General features: G+C 35.6%; 14 protein-coding genes. 1 reads left to right on the top strand and 13 read right to left on the bottom strand.

Translation table 11 applies throughout. The features are described from left to right. Positions 1-8: 8 nt before the first annotated feature. The 12 genes from Q0505_RS09300 to Q0505_RS09355 form a co-directional block, all read right to left on the bottom strand. Positions 9-3,005, bottom strand: a complete 2,997-nt coding sequence (locus Q0505_RS09300) for a hypothetical protein (RefSeq protein WP_299211875.1) — start codon at positions 3,003-3,005, stop codon at positions 9-11. Then, a complete protein-coding gene (locus tag Q0505_RS09305; protein WP_299211878.1) occupies positions 2,996-6,298 on the bottom strand; it encodes a baseplate J/gp47 family protein in 3,303 nt (1,100 codons plus the stop codon). Before Q0505_RS09305 ends, Q0505_RS09300 begins: the two co-directional genes overlap by 10 nt. A 6-nt stretch (positions 6,299-6,304) precedes the next feature. Beyond that, positions 6,305-6,718: a GPW/gp25 family protein gene (locus Q0505_RS09310; RefSeq protein ID WP_299211881.1), complete on the bottom strand. Its 414-nt coding sequence runs from the start codon at positions 6,716-6,718 to the stop codon at positions 6,305-6,307. 3 nt (positions 6,719-6,721) lie between these two features. Further along, complete coding sequence (locus tag Q0505_RS09315; RefSeq protein ID WP_299211884.1) at positions 6,722-7,012, bottom strand: PAAR domain-containing protein; 291 nt, start codon at positions 7,010-7,012, stop codon at positions 6,722-6,724. A gap of 63 nt (positions 7,013-7,075) precedes the next feature. Next, entirely contained in the window at positions 7,076-8,821 is a 1,746-nt protein-coding gene (vgrG, locus tag Q0505_RS09320; protein WP_299211888.1) for a type VI secretion system tip protein VgrG, read from the bottom strand. Next, a complete protein-coding gene (locus tag Q0505_RS09325) occupies positions 8,822-9,541 on the bottom strand; it encodes a LysM peptidoglycan-binding domain-containing protein (protein ID WP_299211891.1) in 720 nt (239 codons plus the stop codon). A 6-nt stretch (positions 9,542-9,547) separates the two neighbouring features. Then, positions 9,548-9,712 (bottom strand): DUF5908 family protein, encoded by a 165-nt coding sequence (locus Q0505_RS09330; protein WP_299211894.1) that lies wholly within the window; start codon positions 9,710-9,712, stop codon positions 9,548-9,550. 4 nt (positions 9,713-9,716) lie between these two features. Continuing rightward, positions 9,717-10,157, bottom strand: a complete 441-nt coding sequence (locus Q0505_RS09335) for a phage tail protein (RefSeq protein WP_299211897.1) — start codon at positions 10,155-10,157, stop codon at positions 9,717-9,719. Between the two features lies 1 nt (position 10,158). Then, positions 10,159-10,599 carry a phage tail protein gene (locus tag Q0505_RS09340; protein WP_299211901.1) on the bottom strand — a complete coding sequence of 147 codons (441 nt, stop codon included), beginning with the start codon at positions 10,597-10,599 and terminating at the stop codon, positions 10,159-10,161. A 63-nt stretch (positions 10,600-10,662) separates the two neighbouring features. Then, positions 10,663-12,807: a phage tail sheath C-terminal domain-containing protein gene (locus tag Q0505_RS09345; RefSeq protein WP_299211904.1), complete on the bottom strand. Its 2,145-nt coding sequence runs from the start codon at positions 12,805-12,807 to the stop codon at positions 10,663-10,665. Between the two features lie 24 nt (positions 12,808-12,831). Then, a complete protein-coding gene (locus Q0505_RS09350; RefSeq protein ID WP_299211907.1) occupies positions 12,832-13,872 on the bottom strand; it encodes a hypothetical protein in 1,041 nt (346 codons plus the stop codon). A gap of 2 nt (positions 13,873-13,874) precedes the next feature. After that, on the bottom strand, positions 13,875-14,447 hold the full coding sequence (locus Q0505_RS09355) for a DUF4255 domain-containing protein (protein WP_299211910.1): 573 nt from the start codon (positions 14,445-14,447) through the stop codon (positions 13,875-13,877). Between the two features lie 531 nt (positions 14,448-14,978). Between Q0505_RS09355 and Q0505_RS09360 the strand changes: the two genes are divergently transcribed. Continuing rightward, entirely contained in the window at positions 14,979-15,197 is a 219-nt protein-coding gene (locus Q0505_RS09360; RefSeq protein ID WP_299211913.1) for a hypothetical protein, read from the top strand. Between the two features lie 132 nt (positions 15,198-15,329). Here Q0505_RS09360 and Q0505_RS09365 read toward each other — a convergent pair. Beyond that, on the bottom strand, positions 15,330-15,482 hold a 153-nt coding region (locus Q0505_RS09365; RefSeq protein WP_299211916.1), incomplete at its 5' end, for a transposase.

A 15,482-nucleotide genomic window follows, 5' to 3' on the forward strand; every position in this document is an offset into this window, starting at 1 on the left:
AATATTTTTTATAGTGTTCCTATATTTGTTTGTCCTAATATAATTTTACCTTCTAATTCATCACTTTCATCATCACAGTCTAAAAGGCGCCCTACAGGATAAATCGTATTTAGATCTCCTATAGCTTTTATGAGTCCTTCCAGTTCTGCGGGTTGTTTATCTTCTAATGATGTCTTTGCAAAAAGGTAGGCTTTGTAGTGCTTCTCAAAGGCTACGAGATCATTTGTTTGACCTTCGAGACTCTGTAAATATTCCATCTTTCTTTTTTCAATAAGAATAGATATTTGTGTTTTTTGTGCTTCCAGAGCAGCTATTTGTGCTGCCATATCTGTAGCAGGAGGTATTTCGTTTTCTAATTGTGATATCTCTTCGTCTATTTGTTGTAAAGCAGTAGTTTCTTCATTTTCTAATTGTTGTAGATATTGCTCTTTGATATTTTCTAAGTCATTTTCACGATGCCCTATCCAGCAGATTTTAGGAAGTATATGTGCTGGCAACTCTTCTTTTATGATATTTTCCATGTAATTTCTAAAATCGGGATTAGAAAATCGATACGTATATCCAGGAATCACAATACTCACTCGATATGAATAAGGATCAATACCGCAATCATCTTCACAATTATCAGTACAAATAGGGAGGAAGGGTGGTTTAAATTCTTCTTCAATTTCTTCTGATACTTCAACTTCTTCTTCGCTTTCTCCTAAAATTTCTTCTTCTTCTTCTTCTGGAAATTCAGGACGTAACAAAATATGCTCTACAAGAAAAATACCTTCTTCTGTAAATTTGAACTTCATAAAATAAATAATACTCAAAATGGCATTCTTAATTTCAGTAGCTGTATTGTAATATTTAAACTGTTTTGCTACGATATAATCCTTACTGTTTTCAGGTTGTTCAAGGTTAATAACATCAAAAGAATACTTGCCACTGTCAGAGATGTGAATTCGTATATTTCCTACAATAGCCTCATCTATAATACCATCTATATCTAAGTCCTGCACATCTTTTTCAGGAGTTTGTATGATTTGTAACACGGCAAAATATAATTCCTTATTAGCTTCCGAGATCGTTTTGTACTCTTCAGTTGCAGACAAGATTATATTTTTATTCTCATCCTTTATTCGCCATCTAAAAACAGTTTTTAAATCTGCGTTTTCCAATGAATATACATCTACAAAAGAAGTACTTAGCGTCCTTCTATTATAGTTTTTTATGCCTACCAAGCGAGAGATTCTTTTTTGAACACCAGAAATATTATCAGTGTTCCATAAGTTCTTTTTTGGTTGATGGTAGTAATTAAAAGCACAACCTCTTTCTGAACTTATAGCGATATAATCATTTAAAAACTCTTTTTTATTTGTTAGCACAATTTCATCGGTAGCGGTGCCAAACAACGCTTTCATTAAGAAGCTATAGTCTCCAAATTTTTCTGCAAAACGAGCTAATAAATGATCTATTATTTTATTTCTACGCGCTATAGTATCATCTTGTTGCCCAAAAAGAAGGGTTGTTAATTCGTCATTATTTGCATCTGTAGGGAGTGTAGGATATTCTTTTACGAGATCATCAAAATCTTTAATATCTTCTATCACTTGCGTGAAATACGTTTTATCCAGCCCCCCGTTGATAGACAGTAATTGTCTTACATTGCCTAGATGCTTAAAATAACTAGCGAGTATCTTATCAAAGAAAAGAAGATATCCTTTTAATTGTTTCGCTTGTGATTTTCTTTCGTTGGTCGCTCTTGCAGAAAGACCAGATTGACCTATGCCATAGGTCTCTGGAAAATCATTTTGTATGGTTGTATAACTTTCAGGAGCGAGATAAGTGCTCTCAGGAAAATCAAGATCTCTTTCATCTTTAGGCACTTCATTTTCACGTTGCGCATCTTCTTTTAATTGCTCTATGTAAAGAGCAACCTGTGTCTGATTGATATTTAACGGAAGTACTCCTTTGTTATAACTAAAAACACTTTGATCACATAAAATAGGCTTTGTGTCTTCAGGAATACAGATTAACCATTCATTTTCTAACGCCTCACCAGTCCCACAATTTCCTATAGAAATATCATTTATGTGCTTCACACCTTCTATATTCATGATCAATTTCATAAGATCAGATAAGCGAACTTCACTACGTAGATCGGCTTCTTTTAATTCTTGAGAATCAATAAATCCGTTATCTAGTATAAATGGACCATCAAAAATCTCATCTGGTGTATACCCTTTATCAAGCATTTGCTTAATAGAGTAAAAGCGGAGCGTTGTAGAAAAATATTCATTGATAGCCGTTAAAATCTTTGCATGTATCAACTCCTCATCCGCTTCTGTCATCACTTCTACACTAGCACACACTGAAATGGGTTTTGTAGGAACTGGTTTTATGTCTATAAGATCCTCACATAGATTTCTGTTCTTATGATATTTTTCAAGAATAATATCTTTGATCTTTTGAATTTCTATGTCCTTTTCTTCTTTGGTTAACGTATCGTCAATTCCTTCAAAGTCAACTAAAAGCGTGTATAGTCCTTTTAAATCATATTGTCTTTGAAACTCATCAGCTAGCCCAGAAAATATGGTTTCTTCATACGATAGAATATCATTTTTACAATCGGCATATACAGTCTGTTTAGCAATTCGTAGCCAGCAGTTTCTAACCCCCTCTAGATCAATAAATAATTTTCTATAATCGTCTTCTGTAACTGCTTTCGTAGGAAAGATATCTGAAGCTCTGTAAAATTGAGTTGAGAGTTGCTCACTATTATTTTCTGATGCTAATAAGTTTTGAATAGGAAGATCAATACGCATTCCTAAATCGGTAATGGCATAACACAACATCTCTAGCATGGTAATACCAGGATCATGAGAATTGAAATCAGTCCATAGACTTCCTCCTAACTCTTCTATATATTGAATCCCTAATTTCCGTAAATAATGAAAATCTAAGTCGTCATTTGTGGCAACATTCTTTGGGATGGCGGTATGTGTATTTGTTACTGACATATTAGTTTTTCTTGTGCTTTTTTGTCTTTACAAGGCGTCAAGACAGTACTTATGTTATGTGACTTTGCAGACACCAAAATAGATCTTGGATTAGAAGGTGTTACCACATTCCCCATGACGACACCGTCCTTTTGGACCACCACATTTTGTAAATAATCTACATAAGACAGTTTTTCTATATAATCAATTAAAATACTCTTGTGTAAATCAATTCCGAAACCCACTTCTTGGTTGGTGTCAAATGCCCATGGCGAAAGAAATTTTATAATATCTTCTTCCAATTGCTTCATATAAAAGCGCTCATCATATCCTTTTAAAAATTCAACTTCCAATGTGACAGCAACCTCTTCATATTTTGGATTCATCACATCTGCAGTGACTTGTGATGTGTTATGCTGATTGATAAAGGATTTGATCTTAGTAATCAATCCTTTACTTACGCGAGGCTGATAGATATCAAAAACATTTTTGTTGACACTATCGGGTATTACCACTAACGTCACGTGTCCAGCAGCTACATAGTTGTCTTTGGTCGTATCATTCTCATCTTTTATAAGCGTGTGATTTAAACACTTTACTTTAAAAACCTCTGGAAATTCTTGAAGTATTAAATGTTCATAATCCCATAGCGTAATAGCTCTATTTTTATGTCTCAAACGCTCACTAATTCTTCGATAGAAGCGTGTATCAGATTCTTCAGGGATACCGTTAAAAGAAGAATAAGGTTGAGTGACTCCCTTAACTTGTGGAATACGAGTAATCAATTTTTTGATGGTGCCTGCCTCTAATCCATTTTCAAGATGTGATAATTCATTTCCCCGATCTTCAAAAGTGGCGCGTACCGCTTGTGTATGGATATTAATCGCTTTACATACCGCATCATACGCTTTATGCATTTTTGCACGTATCCAAATATATCCTTCTGGTAGTCGGGTATTATCTTGTGTTGCCTGTCTAGGAATGGCAAACTTAATAATCCCAGAATTTAAGAAGTTATCTGTGTTATTAGAAAGAATATCATTCGTAAGGCTCTTCCATTTGTTATCACATAAAACAGCCCATTGGATTTCTTCTCGTTCTGCAAAAGAAGCTACTTGAGGATTTTCACTTCCTTCCAATACTTGAATAAGAAGCGCTATGTTTTGTTGTACTTGCGCATCTTTTAACCCAATAAACAACTCTCCACCATCACAATACCTCGGAACGAGATATGAATGAATATTTGCAGTATCATACACATCTTTTATTCCTTTTTGATACTTTTTTACTTTCAAGTAATTATGTTCTTCACACTGACCAAAAGGATGGATATGAAAGAGTTTAATTCTTTCCTGCGTATAGGTTTCTTTTTGATTTAATACGGTAATTGGAGTGACTTCATCTATAGGCAATATCTGTGATTGTATTTGTCTAGTTTCTTCGGCAGTATAGCTTATGGTAATATTTTCGGCTATAGGTGTGTAAGGTGGGTTAGGAATATTCCCCTCTGTCGTTGTGATGCTTATCACTGGAGCGCCATCTTCAATAGTAGCAGAACTTGTCACATTTCCTATTAAGGCAGAAGCATATAGTTTAGGAAATAAGTCATGTAAAAAAGAAGTGTTCAAACGTAAACGTATAGGTCCAGTCTTGTCTATCTCAAAGTTTTGATTATCTATAGTAACTTCACATTGATAGGTTATTGGAGTATCTGCTGCATCCTCCAAAGGATCTCCTGTAGTTTCAAACAGTATCTGAGCGCTATTACCAACAGGAGTCCAGTTTTCTTTATGTAAAACTTCTCTTGTGGCGGTAAAATAGGTTTCATCTGTTACAATACGACCCTCTCCAGTTTCGCCAGGAATCGCATTTTGTTTGTAGGCATCGTACCACACGGCAAAATCTTCTGGTGTATTTTTCCATGAAAAATGAACGGTAATATTTTTCCACGCTTTCGCGAAAGCTTCCTCATAATCAATGTAAAAATTAGACGCTTTGATCGGTTGTGGCGTAAAGGGGAAAAAGGGCTTGTTCGCTTTTAAAAGTCCGTTGTCATTTTCTATGTGAACAGACGAAGCTTCTTGTACATCTATTTCTACTTTTATACTGCTAAGAATTCTATTTACGGTCGCACGGTGAAACGAGACCCCTTCTGTTTTTGACGTGTCTATTAAAAAACGAACGACAGGAAATGTTGTATTGTATTTTTCTAATAAAAACACATCGTCATACGGTACAAAAGCAGGAATATCTTTAGATAATTGAAAAGCAAGTATAAGTCGATTATTAGACTCCACCCTTGTACTCATATTTGTAATCGTATCGGTCGCTGTTTTTAGACCCATTGGTCCAATCCATTCTTCTAATCCACTTCCGTATATGGAGATAATATCTTCAAGAATAGCAGTGTTAAAATCGGTTAGTTGATGACCAGTTTCAATAGTTTCTGCTGCAAAATTTAAAGTGATTTGTACCGTTCGAGTTCCTTCTTTTAATAATAAGAGGGGAGAGGCAACTGCAAAACCTATTTCTGCATCTGGAAGTTCTGTAAACTTTTTTTCTTGAGACGTATATCCAAAAGGTAACCAATACGGCTCCTCTTCAGGAAGTGGTTCTTCAAACCCGTCTAAAGTATTAGCAACCGGACTAGCTTTGATCTCTTGAAGCGATACATCCTGATAAATCGTTTTTAAAGACGCGACTTTTGCCTGGTTTGCGATAAGCTCCTCATCGGTAGTATAAATCCGCTGATTGCCATTTACATCTTGCTTTCCATTTAATTCGGTGTCATCAGTAATTAATTGTTCAACAGTTTTTTTAGCAAGCTCAAAAATAACGTGCACATTATCTGGTGTTGCAGCGAGTTTATCTACTTGTAAAATCCCTTTATAATAAAAATCTAAATGTCTCTTGGTAATTCCATTAAACCGCTCTTTAGATTGTTCTAATAATTTTAAAAAACTAACAAAAAGGGTAAGGTGTGGTGTTAATGTTCCTTCTTCTTCAAAAGAGGCAAGAACTTTTGTGATATTTTCTTTTTGACGTTTATAAAGTCTGCTTGCGCGAAAAGGAATAACGGTATCTTGAAAATCAAAACAATTAAAAAAATCTTGCCAATCTCCTTTTGCAGCATCACTGTTTGTAGTGTCAAAATAATTAACGTGCTTGGCAAAATTATAGGTAAAAAGTATCCAATCTTCAATATCAAAATCGTTCAATTCAAAAAGAGAAGGGCGTAGCTGTTCTACAAATCGCTCTCCCTGATCTGTGCCATTTCTTTTTAATACGTTATCTATGTCATTACACTTGCCCATCTTCTTTTATGATATATCGGTTCCTTCTTCTTTATAGAATGGGAATACTACATTAGTTCTTGAATTGGTAGCTCTTACTATATAATCTATAGCAATCACGAGCTTTCCTTCTAAAGGATCTGTTTCTGAAATGTCTATTTGAAGTACATCTATTCTAGGCTCATGATAGAGGATCGCTGTTTTGATAAGGTCTACGGTATAGGTAATTAATGTTCTATTCAATGATTCAAACAATAGCTCTTCTAGATTACAACCGTATTCTGGAAACATGACGCGTTCCCCTAATCGTGTTGTCAATAAAATATGCAGACTACTTTTGATGTCTTCTTCATTAGAAATCATCTTAGTTTGTTTTTGCGCTTTTATAAACGCTGGCGGGAATGCCCATCCAGTTCCTAAAAATGAATTTTTACTATCCATCAGTTATCCTATTAATACGGTTACTTCTCCTAATACAATACTTCCTCCATGTGCTGTGGAGTCTCCTAATCTAGCGGCAGGCATACCACCTATAAGCACCGTAGTAGATCCTGCCACTATACTATCAGGAGGTCCTACACAAGTCGCCATATCACCCACTCTTGCCGCAGGAAGATTCCCAATGAGTACCGTAGGTTCTCCAGCTGGAAGAATTGGCCCTCCTACGTGAGGTACAACTCCTGTGACCATTGGACAAACATGCATATCTGTTATTCTTGCAGCGGGTGCTCCCATATTTTTTATGTTTTGTAATTAGACTAGCTCAGTGTACGCTTTCGCGAAAGCGTACATTGGCTATTAATTTATTTGTACTAATGATCCTTTTAAAACAGCAATGGCACTTGTTGAAACCTCGGCGCCAGCAGATCCTTCTGCTTTAAACTCTGCATTGGCAGTGATGCCTACATTGGTGCCTTCTATGGTCACATCTCCAGAGGCCTTTATGGCAATATCTCCTGCGCTTTCCATGGAAATTCCATTACTATCTATTGTGATTACATTAGAGTTGTCATCTTCTATGACTATTGTCCCTGCATCTTCATCTAGAGCAATCATCTTTCCAGCAGGAGTTGAGATCGTAATCGATTTTTTATCATCATCAAAAACAACTTTCATTTCGCTTCTTGTCACAAATCCTTTTTCGTGATTATCATCACTCGCGGTAAACGGTGCTGGCTTTGCGCTACTATGTAACATCCCCAACACAACAGCATCATTAGGGTCTTCATTAATAAATCCTATAATGACCTCATCTCCAATTTCGGGTCTAAAAAAAGCTCCTCTATTCTCGCCAGCATCTAGTGATGCGACGCGACACCAAATCCCTTGCTCTTCACTATTGATGATAGGAATCTGAACCAAGATGCGCTCTTCTCCATCAGGATCTTCTTCTAATTGAGATACTACGCCCACTTGTAATCCTGCAATGGCTGGTAATAGTCCAGAAGCAGATGGCGCACTGATGTCAAAGGTTTCTGAAAACCACTCAGGATTTAATCCAAATTGTGCATTTACCGTCCAATTTCCTTCTGAAATCGTATGACTTACCCCAGTGATATAGGCATTCCCATTAAACCGATCACCCACACCTTCTAGCTTTAAAATGGTATTAGGTTTTACAGAAGCAATCCCTTGAAATTTGACACGCCCACGAATTTTAGCGAGTTGTTGGAATAACCATGCACCATCTGCCCAATCTTGCAACTCTGTATCTGTCACAGCACCTCCGTGTCGCAACTCCATGGTTTCTAATCCTATGATCGCATTCAAATCACTAGTAGAGATATTTCCATTTAACGAAATAGAAGGGTCTGTACCATCAATTTCTAATAGTTCTTGGTCTGCATGATTCCAACCGTAAGACGATACTTTTTTGACTTGGTGTCTTGCATCGATCTCTGCATCAAAATCAAGCATCGATCCACCATACGTGATGGTTTCAATTTCTGATTGCCCTACATCTGGTTTTGCAATGGTGACCTTCCCATCATCTACAAAACATAATTTACCGTTGGCTTGCGCTCTAGCGACCATAAAATCCCAATCAGAAGCGTTGTATTGTACGAGTTCAGGATGTAAATAATTGGTAGCTTCTACCTCCTTCTCTAAGGAGTATTTTCCTAATAATTCTTCAAAAATTTCACTGTCTTTACTTTCGTAGAAATAGTTACTTTTCTTACCTATTGTCATTTTTACAGCTTCATCTTTGCACTCAATAATGAGATGTGATACTAGCGATCTAATTTTGAGATTATGCTTTATGATGATTCCTTTAAAAATAGTTTCTTCATCAGAGTGATATCCTGCGGTAATCTCAATACTTTTTCCTGGAATTAATAGGTCTTCATTACTCAATGCAAAATCTCTCTCTGAAGCTTCGCCATCGATCAACACAATTTTTGCCATAGGAATTCTGTTCACTTCCTTCTGTACCATAATGCTTTTGACTTGGTAGATATTAGAAAGTTCCTGTCCTTCTGTTAAGATCTTAAAAGTGACAAGATCTGGACTTTGTGATGTTTGTATGACGCCGCTATTATTCATTTATGAGGTTTTTGTCAATGGTGGAAAAACCAACTCTTGACCAGGGGTTAATTTTCTGAAATTATGGAGGTTATTCACTTTGGCTACTTCTAGATAATACTTCGGATCACCATAAATTCTATGCGTCATTAAAGACAGGGTATCTCCTGCTTTTACAGTACGATAGTGTGTTAAATCTGGTGACTGATTATTTTCTTTTGACGTTCTTTTCTCGTGATCTTCAAAAGAGATAAATTTCGCTTTAGCTATTGCTCGGATAGGTGTGCCATCAGGTTTAAAAAGTTTATACTCTATGGATAATTCTGTAAGAACTCCTTTGTATAATAGCGCACCCCAGCTTACAGTGAGGTAATTAGGCTTGTGCTTTTCCCCATTGTAATCATATACCGTTTTTTTAAAGTTTGCGATATCTTCTATAATCCCTTTCCCTTGATCTTTATATACCGTGTCGTCAGAACTAGCTTCTGGATCGTCTCCATAATGAATAATGACGCCCGTTCTATCAAAAAGAAATTCTAGATCTAACTCAGAAGGTAAAGACCTTGTGTATTTAGGAGCATCATTGCTTGTGCCCTGTGCTTGGTCTTTTTTATATTCTGCCTTAAAGGATTCTGAATATTTTTCAGGATTCAATAAAGCGGTATACTTAGAGATCTCTTCATTAAATTTTTCATCCTTGTAGCATCGTATTACAAGCTTTTGTAACTTTCCTTCGTTCATGAGTTCTTAGCGTTCTTTTTGTTCCTTCAATTTTTCCATAACTTCTTCAATACAAGCTGCAATGATGGCTGCCGAGTCTTCGCTGGCAGCTCCAGAGCTTGATACACTGTTTGCATTTGCTCCTTCGTCTACATTTATTTTGATGTAGAGTTCTTTAATTTCTATAGGCATTTTATTATAGGATATTGAAATAGTTATAGGATAGCTCTAGTGTTTCAATAACAATCTTGTTCTCCTCGGCATTAAAATCACCAACATCCCATTTTACAGGATACGCATGTGCAATTTTCCAAGTTTGTAAAGGCTCATGTTTTTCATCCAGCAAACTTACTGTGAGATCTATAGGTTTGATTACGTATTTTTCTAACGCATCTCTGCACCATGCAATCACACCTGAGTCTATAAGTAATCCTCTTTTGAGTACTAAGTTTGGATACTTGGTACGCACTGGTATTTTATGCTTGAATCTATTTTCTCCTCCTTCAGCAACCTCTTCGGTTTCTAGATCTACAGAGAGTCCAGAAACCGATTGAAATTGGTGATCATTTTCTTTGTTCGAAATTCCAGAGAATTCAACTTTGAAATGAAACCCTATAGGTGGATAATAGGTTGCCATATTATACTAATGCAAGTTTCTCGTGAACAAACTCTGCGGTCTCTATAGCGATCTCGTTTCCATCGGCTTTAAAGTCTGTAGATTGTATTTTTGTGATATACGCATTTTCTGCTTTCCACGTGATAACAGGCTCGTGTTTTTCATCTAGCATACTAATGGTAAGATCACCACGATATTCTTCCTCACCTTCTTGAAAGTAAACCGTTTTGACCCACTGGCTATAGAACTCTTTACTCTTGTCTGCAAAAGTTCCTCTTTTTACAGTGATGTTACTATACTTTTCTAAGCCTGGCTGTTTTGTTTTATAGTATACATTGTCAGCACCTGCTCTGTATTCGATCATTTCTCGCTCAAAATCTAATCCAGAGACTTCTGTACAATTAAACTCTGTGTCTCCAAAAGTTACTTTAAAGTGAAACTTTGGTAATGGATATGTTGCCATGATATGTTGTTTTTTTAAATTATTTTGAATGTTTTAATTTCGCTTTAAGCGAAATAGATGTTACTATGCTTCCTGCATTTTATGAGAGAATTTCAGAATAATAAATTCTGCTGGTCGTACCACTGCCATTCCGATTTCAATAATCATATTTCCTTCTAGAATGTCTTGCGCGGTCATTGTTTCTCCCAATCCAACACTTACATAAAATGCTTTGTCTGTAGTAGGACCTGCAAGGGCACCTGCTCTCCATTGCTGTGTCAGGAAGTTGTCTATCATTGCTTTTACACGTACCCACGTATTTTTATCATTAGGTTCAAAAACAAATTGTTCTGTTGCTTTTTTAATAGACTCTTCCGCCATATTAAAGAAACGTCTTACAGATATATAACGCCACTCGTTGTCATTTCCCGCAAGGGTTCTAGCACCCCATACCAAGTTTCCTTTTCCAACAAATGCTCTAATGGCATTAATGGATTTACCAGCTACAGCATCTACATTTAATCCTTCTTGATCGTCATGAGAAACTTGAACTGTAGGTTCTATAACATAGTTTAAACTTACATTTGCCGGTGCTTTCCAAACCCCTCTGTCTGCATCTACTCTGGCATATATTCCTGCCATAGCACTACTTGGAGGTAATTCTAACGGAAGATTCCCGATTTCTGTTAATATTTGATTGTATGCTTCATTGTCTGACACTTCTAGAGAAGCCAAACTTCTACCGTGTAATTCACCGTTGTTGGTGTCTAAGTTGATGTTTTGGTCACCTACAGCAGCTTCGTCAAGAATAGCATCTCTTAATGATGTCCACGCTGCTAAGATTCCATCCAAAATAGTCGCATCTGTACTTTGAACAGGTGTGATTTCTGCTGGAGAAGCTGGCATGGTAACGGTAATTAGTTTTGTAATTTCAGCAACAATATTTGATGTGTTATTTTCTACAACATTGGTTACCTTAGTTAAGTTACCTTCATCGATAAACTTCTTTAGATTTGTTGTTAGTTTTGTCAATTCAGTGGTTACCGATTCTATTTTATCCGTATCTTCAAAAAGCAAATTAAAGGCAGCTAGTTGTGCTTGAATGTCAGCAACATCTGCTGCTGCTCCTAACTCATCAGAAAGTGCAGAAATGGCAGCATTGGCTTCAACATTGGCACTTTCTTTAACAGATACAAGAGCATCTAAATCGGTTACTAAGCTAGTTAGTCTACTATGTAAGGTTAGCGGTCTTGCTCCTGAGTAATCTTTTGCTTCAGAATTTCTTTCTCCTAAATTAAGACCTTCGTTTGCAGTATTGATATTATATAGGTAATTTGTCACATCAGCCAAAGAACCTGCTAAATCTGGCACAGCTTTGCTGCTTACACTAACTATAGCACTAGGAATATCAGAATCGATATCGTTTATATTGTCTGTGATCACATTCATCGCCTGAGGATCACCTTTGTCAATATGATTAATGACGATATCTCTATTTTTAAACACATAGTTTAAGCTAGTACTTAAGAAAGGATAATATGCAGCGCCATATTTCAAGAAATCTTTTTCAGAACTAATCTTATTTCTTAAGCTCGTAATATTGGCATCTGTAGGACTGTTTGGATCATACCCTCTTGTGTCGATAATGGTAAATCTATCCTGTAACTCCTTACATTGTTTTAAGGCTTCATTGTAGAGTGTATAAAACTCATCATCTGTACTCAAGGCTGTTGCATCTGGAAAAAGAATTAATGTCGGTTCATCTACTTTTCTAATAGCTGCTAGTCCAGTATTAAAATCATTTGAATTGTTAATAGAAGTTACCTTCGTATCTGCTGTATCTAGATCATCACCATAACGTCCTACAGAAACGATATAACAGGGTCCACCTCCATTTGCAAAATACATTTGCATAGAATAATAGAGTAAGAATGGTTCACGGTCTGAAGGTTGGTCTACCACAATAGCACGCTGATTGATATCATCTACAAGCGTATCTGTTACGGTTACTTTAATCGTTTTTTCTGGTTTGGCTCCTCCAAAGTATGTTTCATACTCTAGCATAGATGTAATACGAGTAGGCACTCCTTTTAAGTCTCCCTTTATCTTATTGGTTGCCTTTTCCGTGTAACCAATAAAAGCTGGAATTGCCGTTTCAACTTGAGCTACCGATGGAGGAAACTTTACAATCTCCTCTATGTAGACTCCTGGTGTTTTGTACGTTGTCATAATTTTAATTGTTTAATTTTTGTTTTAAATAAATATTTCTGAATAGTAGTCGTCGTCTTCTTTTTTTACAGTAGTCACTGTAGGGTTAGGAAAGACATAGTCTTCTGGATTTGTATCTACCGGATCCAGACCGTCAGCATCAAAATCTTCTGTTTTAATTTCTATAAAACCATTTTTTGCAGACCATTTTGTGCTATTTGTAGTAAGCATTGCATTGTCTGATAAACTGATATATCTCCAAAAGGTTTTTTTATTTATAAAACTTAGGGTAAACTCAGGAGTCGTTTCTAGTGTGTATTGTAGGATATTTTTTGGATCGGTTTCGTCAAATTCTAGGAGGTTATTGTCATCATCTCCTTTAATAGATAAACGTATATATCCTATAATCCCTTTCTTCTTTTTTTCTTGAATGAGTTCGTTAAGTGCTTTTTTAATATGGTTCTCCTTTTGAGTTTCCGTTAGCGTCTCATCTACTTCAATGTGTTCAATTACATTTATAATAGAAAATTGCTCTATAGTGGTGCTTGGTAAAAATGCATCTTCGGTTGCTATGGTTCTTAGCAAATCTCTTGTTTCAGAATTTTTTAATAAAAAACGTTTATCAATGAGACCTCCGTTATTTTCAAAAATATTTTCAAAAGCGACTATCTGATCATCTGGGACTACATTAGAAAATAAGTAACATCTGTTTTTAGAAATATCTATTACGTCTGTATAATTATGGAAATAAGAATCTTTAGCACGTACTTCAAAAGTGAATACAGCAGTATCATTAAAAGGGATTATAGGAGTGTATTTGTCTCCGTCTTCCTGTGTTTCTACTAATACTCTAAAACCCTGTTTGTGAGGTCGTAATAAGACACGATGATTCTTACATATACTTTGTGTGGTTTTACTGGGGGTCACTTTTAAATACTCATGCACGTCATAAGGGATCAGTGCTTTTTCCTTTTCTATAGCACTTAACTCATTGTCGTCTTCATCTATAGGAAGAAACTTATGGTCTCCGCTATCTAAGAAGTAGCCGTGATGTATGTTAATATTAAAAAGTGCTTTATAAAACATGTTTATTTATTTTTTAAGCCATTATTTAGTCCTGTAATTACTGCGCCTTTCTCAAAGACAAAGTCTCTATAAATTTCTAGTAAAGTGATCTTATAGATGGCAGACGGATATTGTTTGCCACCAAGGGTTCCCCATATAAAATTGAGTTCTTCAAAAGTGGGTGTATAGAGGTCTACGATAAATTTAAAATCACCAACATTCACCATGTCATCTACACGTTCAAAATTGGTATTGTCTTGAGTGAATACTTTTTTACCTTGAAAAAACTCAACTACTTTGGTCAAGTTTTTTAGAGACTCTTCATAAAGTGTATTTGTACTACTAAAAAGAATATATAGATTTAGGTTTACTCTGGGATTGCGATAGTTTACCTCTGTATTATTCGTGTAATTATTGGAGATGTTTTTAAGGGTAAATTCTTCTTGTAAATTGATGAGCGATAATATAACATCACTACTGTCATTAGGATTATCAGGATCGGTATCTATAGTTGCTATGTTTTCTAAAGAAACGATACTTCCGCCAAAATAGGCGTTTACTTCTTCTTTAATGACTTGTAGTGTTTCAAAAATCATGATATCAGGTATCTAAATTTTAGAGTAAGAACAGCTCTCTTCTTTTGGAATTTTAAATTTACTAGATACTAGCAGCAGAAAGGCGGGCATAATTGCTTGATTTGTAAGGGGCAAATACCCTTTTAAAAAAGAGTGTTTCGACTATTTTTGTAGGAAAAGAGGTTGCACACTCACGTATGCACCGATGATTCAAACAAATTAGAGGACAACAGTACTGGCTGTTAAAAACATGCATTTCTTCTTATCATCAAGTACTTGAATTTATGGAAGGATTTGCCATATTATTTATACAAAGTGCCTCATTTGGATAGAGGTTGTATATATTTCGCGAAAGCGTATTCAAAAATCAAGTATAAAAAATATATTGAGATATCTACGAAATTATATTTTTTAGTAACTTACAGTGAAGTATTTATACACTTTGAAACGTTAAAAAGGACTCCACTATATTCTTTAAAATGGGGTTCTTTTGGTTGTATTTGGTGTTTATACTTTATATCTATATAGTTCAATTTAAAAACCAAAATTATTATGTTAAAAAAGATTTCAAACATTAACGGTGCTCAAGAGTTAAACAACAAAGATCAAAAATCTATTAAAGGAGGGTTTGGTTTTCCAGGTTTTGAACCAAATTGCTGCGCGTGTACTTTTTTCCCAGCAGGTAGTCCTTATATGGTATTTATTACGCAGTCTTGTGATGAACCATGTCCGCAAAATGGAGCAACAGAGTATCAAGATACAGGATGTTAATAGGACATCATGTAAAGAGGCCGTCTAAAAACAATTTAGGCGGTCTTTTATATTTTGAAGATTTTGGTTCTTTCAGTTTTTAACTCAGTTATTGAGTTATTCGTTAAGAGTTAAAAGTATGGTTAGGGATGCTTACATCGCTAGAGTCATTTTTTTCAAGTTATGTGCCATTGCGATGAGTCCTATTTCGGTTTCTACTTTATCAATCCCTCTTAGCATAAAGCGTTTAAAGTTCATATTGTGCTTGATATTTCCAAATATAGCCTCAATATCCCAACACCTTTG

Origin of the sequence: uncultured Dokdonia sp., from assembly GCF_937910895.1 — a bacterium.
Classification (GTDB): domain Bacteria; phylum Bacteroidota; class Bacteroidia; order Flavobacteriales; family Flavobacteriaceae; genus Dokdonia.

Excerpts from the sequence above, each read along its gene's own strand:
- Q0505_RS09350 (WP_299211907.1), bottom strand. The coding sequence starts at position 13,872 with ATGTTTTATAAAGCACTTTTTAATATTAACATACATCACGGCTACTTC.
- Q0505_RS09300 (WP_299211875.1), bottom strand. The coding sequence starts at position 3,005 with ATGTCAGTAACAAATACACATACCGCCATCCCAAAGAATGTTGCCACA.
- Q0505_RS09315 (WP_299211884.1), bottom strand. The coding sequence starts at position 7,012 with ATGGGAGCACCCGCTGCAAGAATAACAGATATGCATGTTTGTCCAATG.
- Q0505_RS09340 (WP_299211901.1), bottom strand. The coding sequence starts at position 10,599 with ATGGCAACATATCCATTACCAAAGTTTCACTTTAAAGTAACTTTTGGA.
- Q0505_RS09345 (WP_299211904.1), bottom strand. The coding sequence starts at position 12,807 with ATGACAACGTACAAAACACCAGGAGTCTACATAGAGGAGATTGTAAAG.
- Q0505_RS09360 (WP_299211913.1), top strand. The coding sequence starts at position 14,979 with ATGTTAAAAAAGATTTCAAACATTAACGGTGCTCAAGAGTTAAACAAC.
- Q0505_RS09335 (WP_299211897.1), bottom strand. The coding sequence starts at position 10,157 with ATGGCAACCTATTATCCACCTATAGGGTTTCATTTCAAAGTTGAATTC.
- Q0505_RS09325 (WP_299211891.1), bottom strand. The coding sequence starts at position 9,541 with ATGAACGAAGGAAAGTTACAAAAGCTTGTAATACGATGCTACAAGGAT.
- Q0505_RS09330 (WP_299211894.1), bottom strand. The coding sequence starts at position 9,712 with ATGCCTATAGAAATTAAAGAACTCTACATCAAAATAAATGTAGACGAA.
- Q0505_RS09355 (WP_299211910.1), bottom strand. The coding sequence starts at position 14,447 with ATGATTTTTGAAACACTACAAGTCATTAAAGAAGAAGTAAACGCCTAT.
- vgrG (WP_299211888.1), bottom strand. The coding sequence starts at position 8,821 with ATGAATAATAGCGGCGTCATACAAACATCACAAAGTCCAGATCTTGTC.
- Q0505_RS09310 (WP_299211881.1), bottom strand. The coding sequence starts at position 6,718 with ATGGATAGTAAAAATTCATTTTTAGGAACTGGATGGGCATTCCCGCCA.
- Q0505_RS09305 (WP_299211878.1), bottom strand. The coding sequence starts at position 6,298 with ATGGGCAAGTGTAATGACATAGATAACGTATTAAAAAGAAATGGCACA.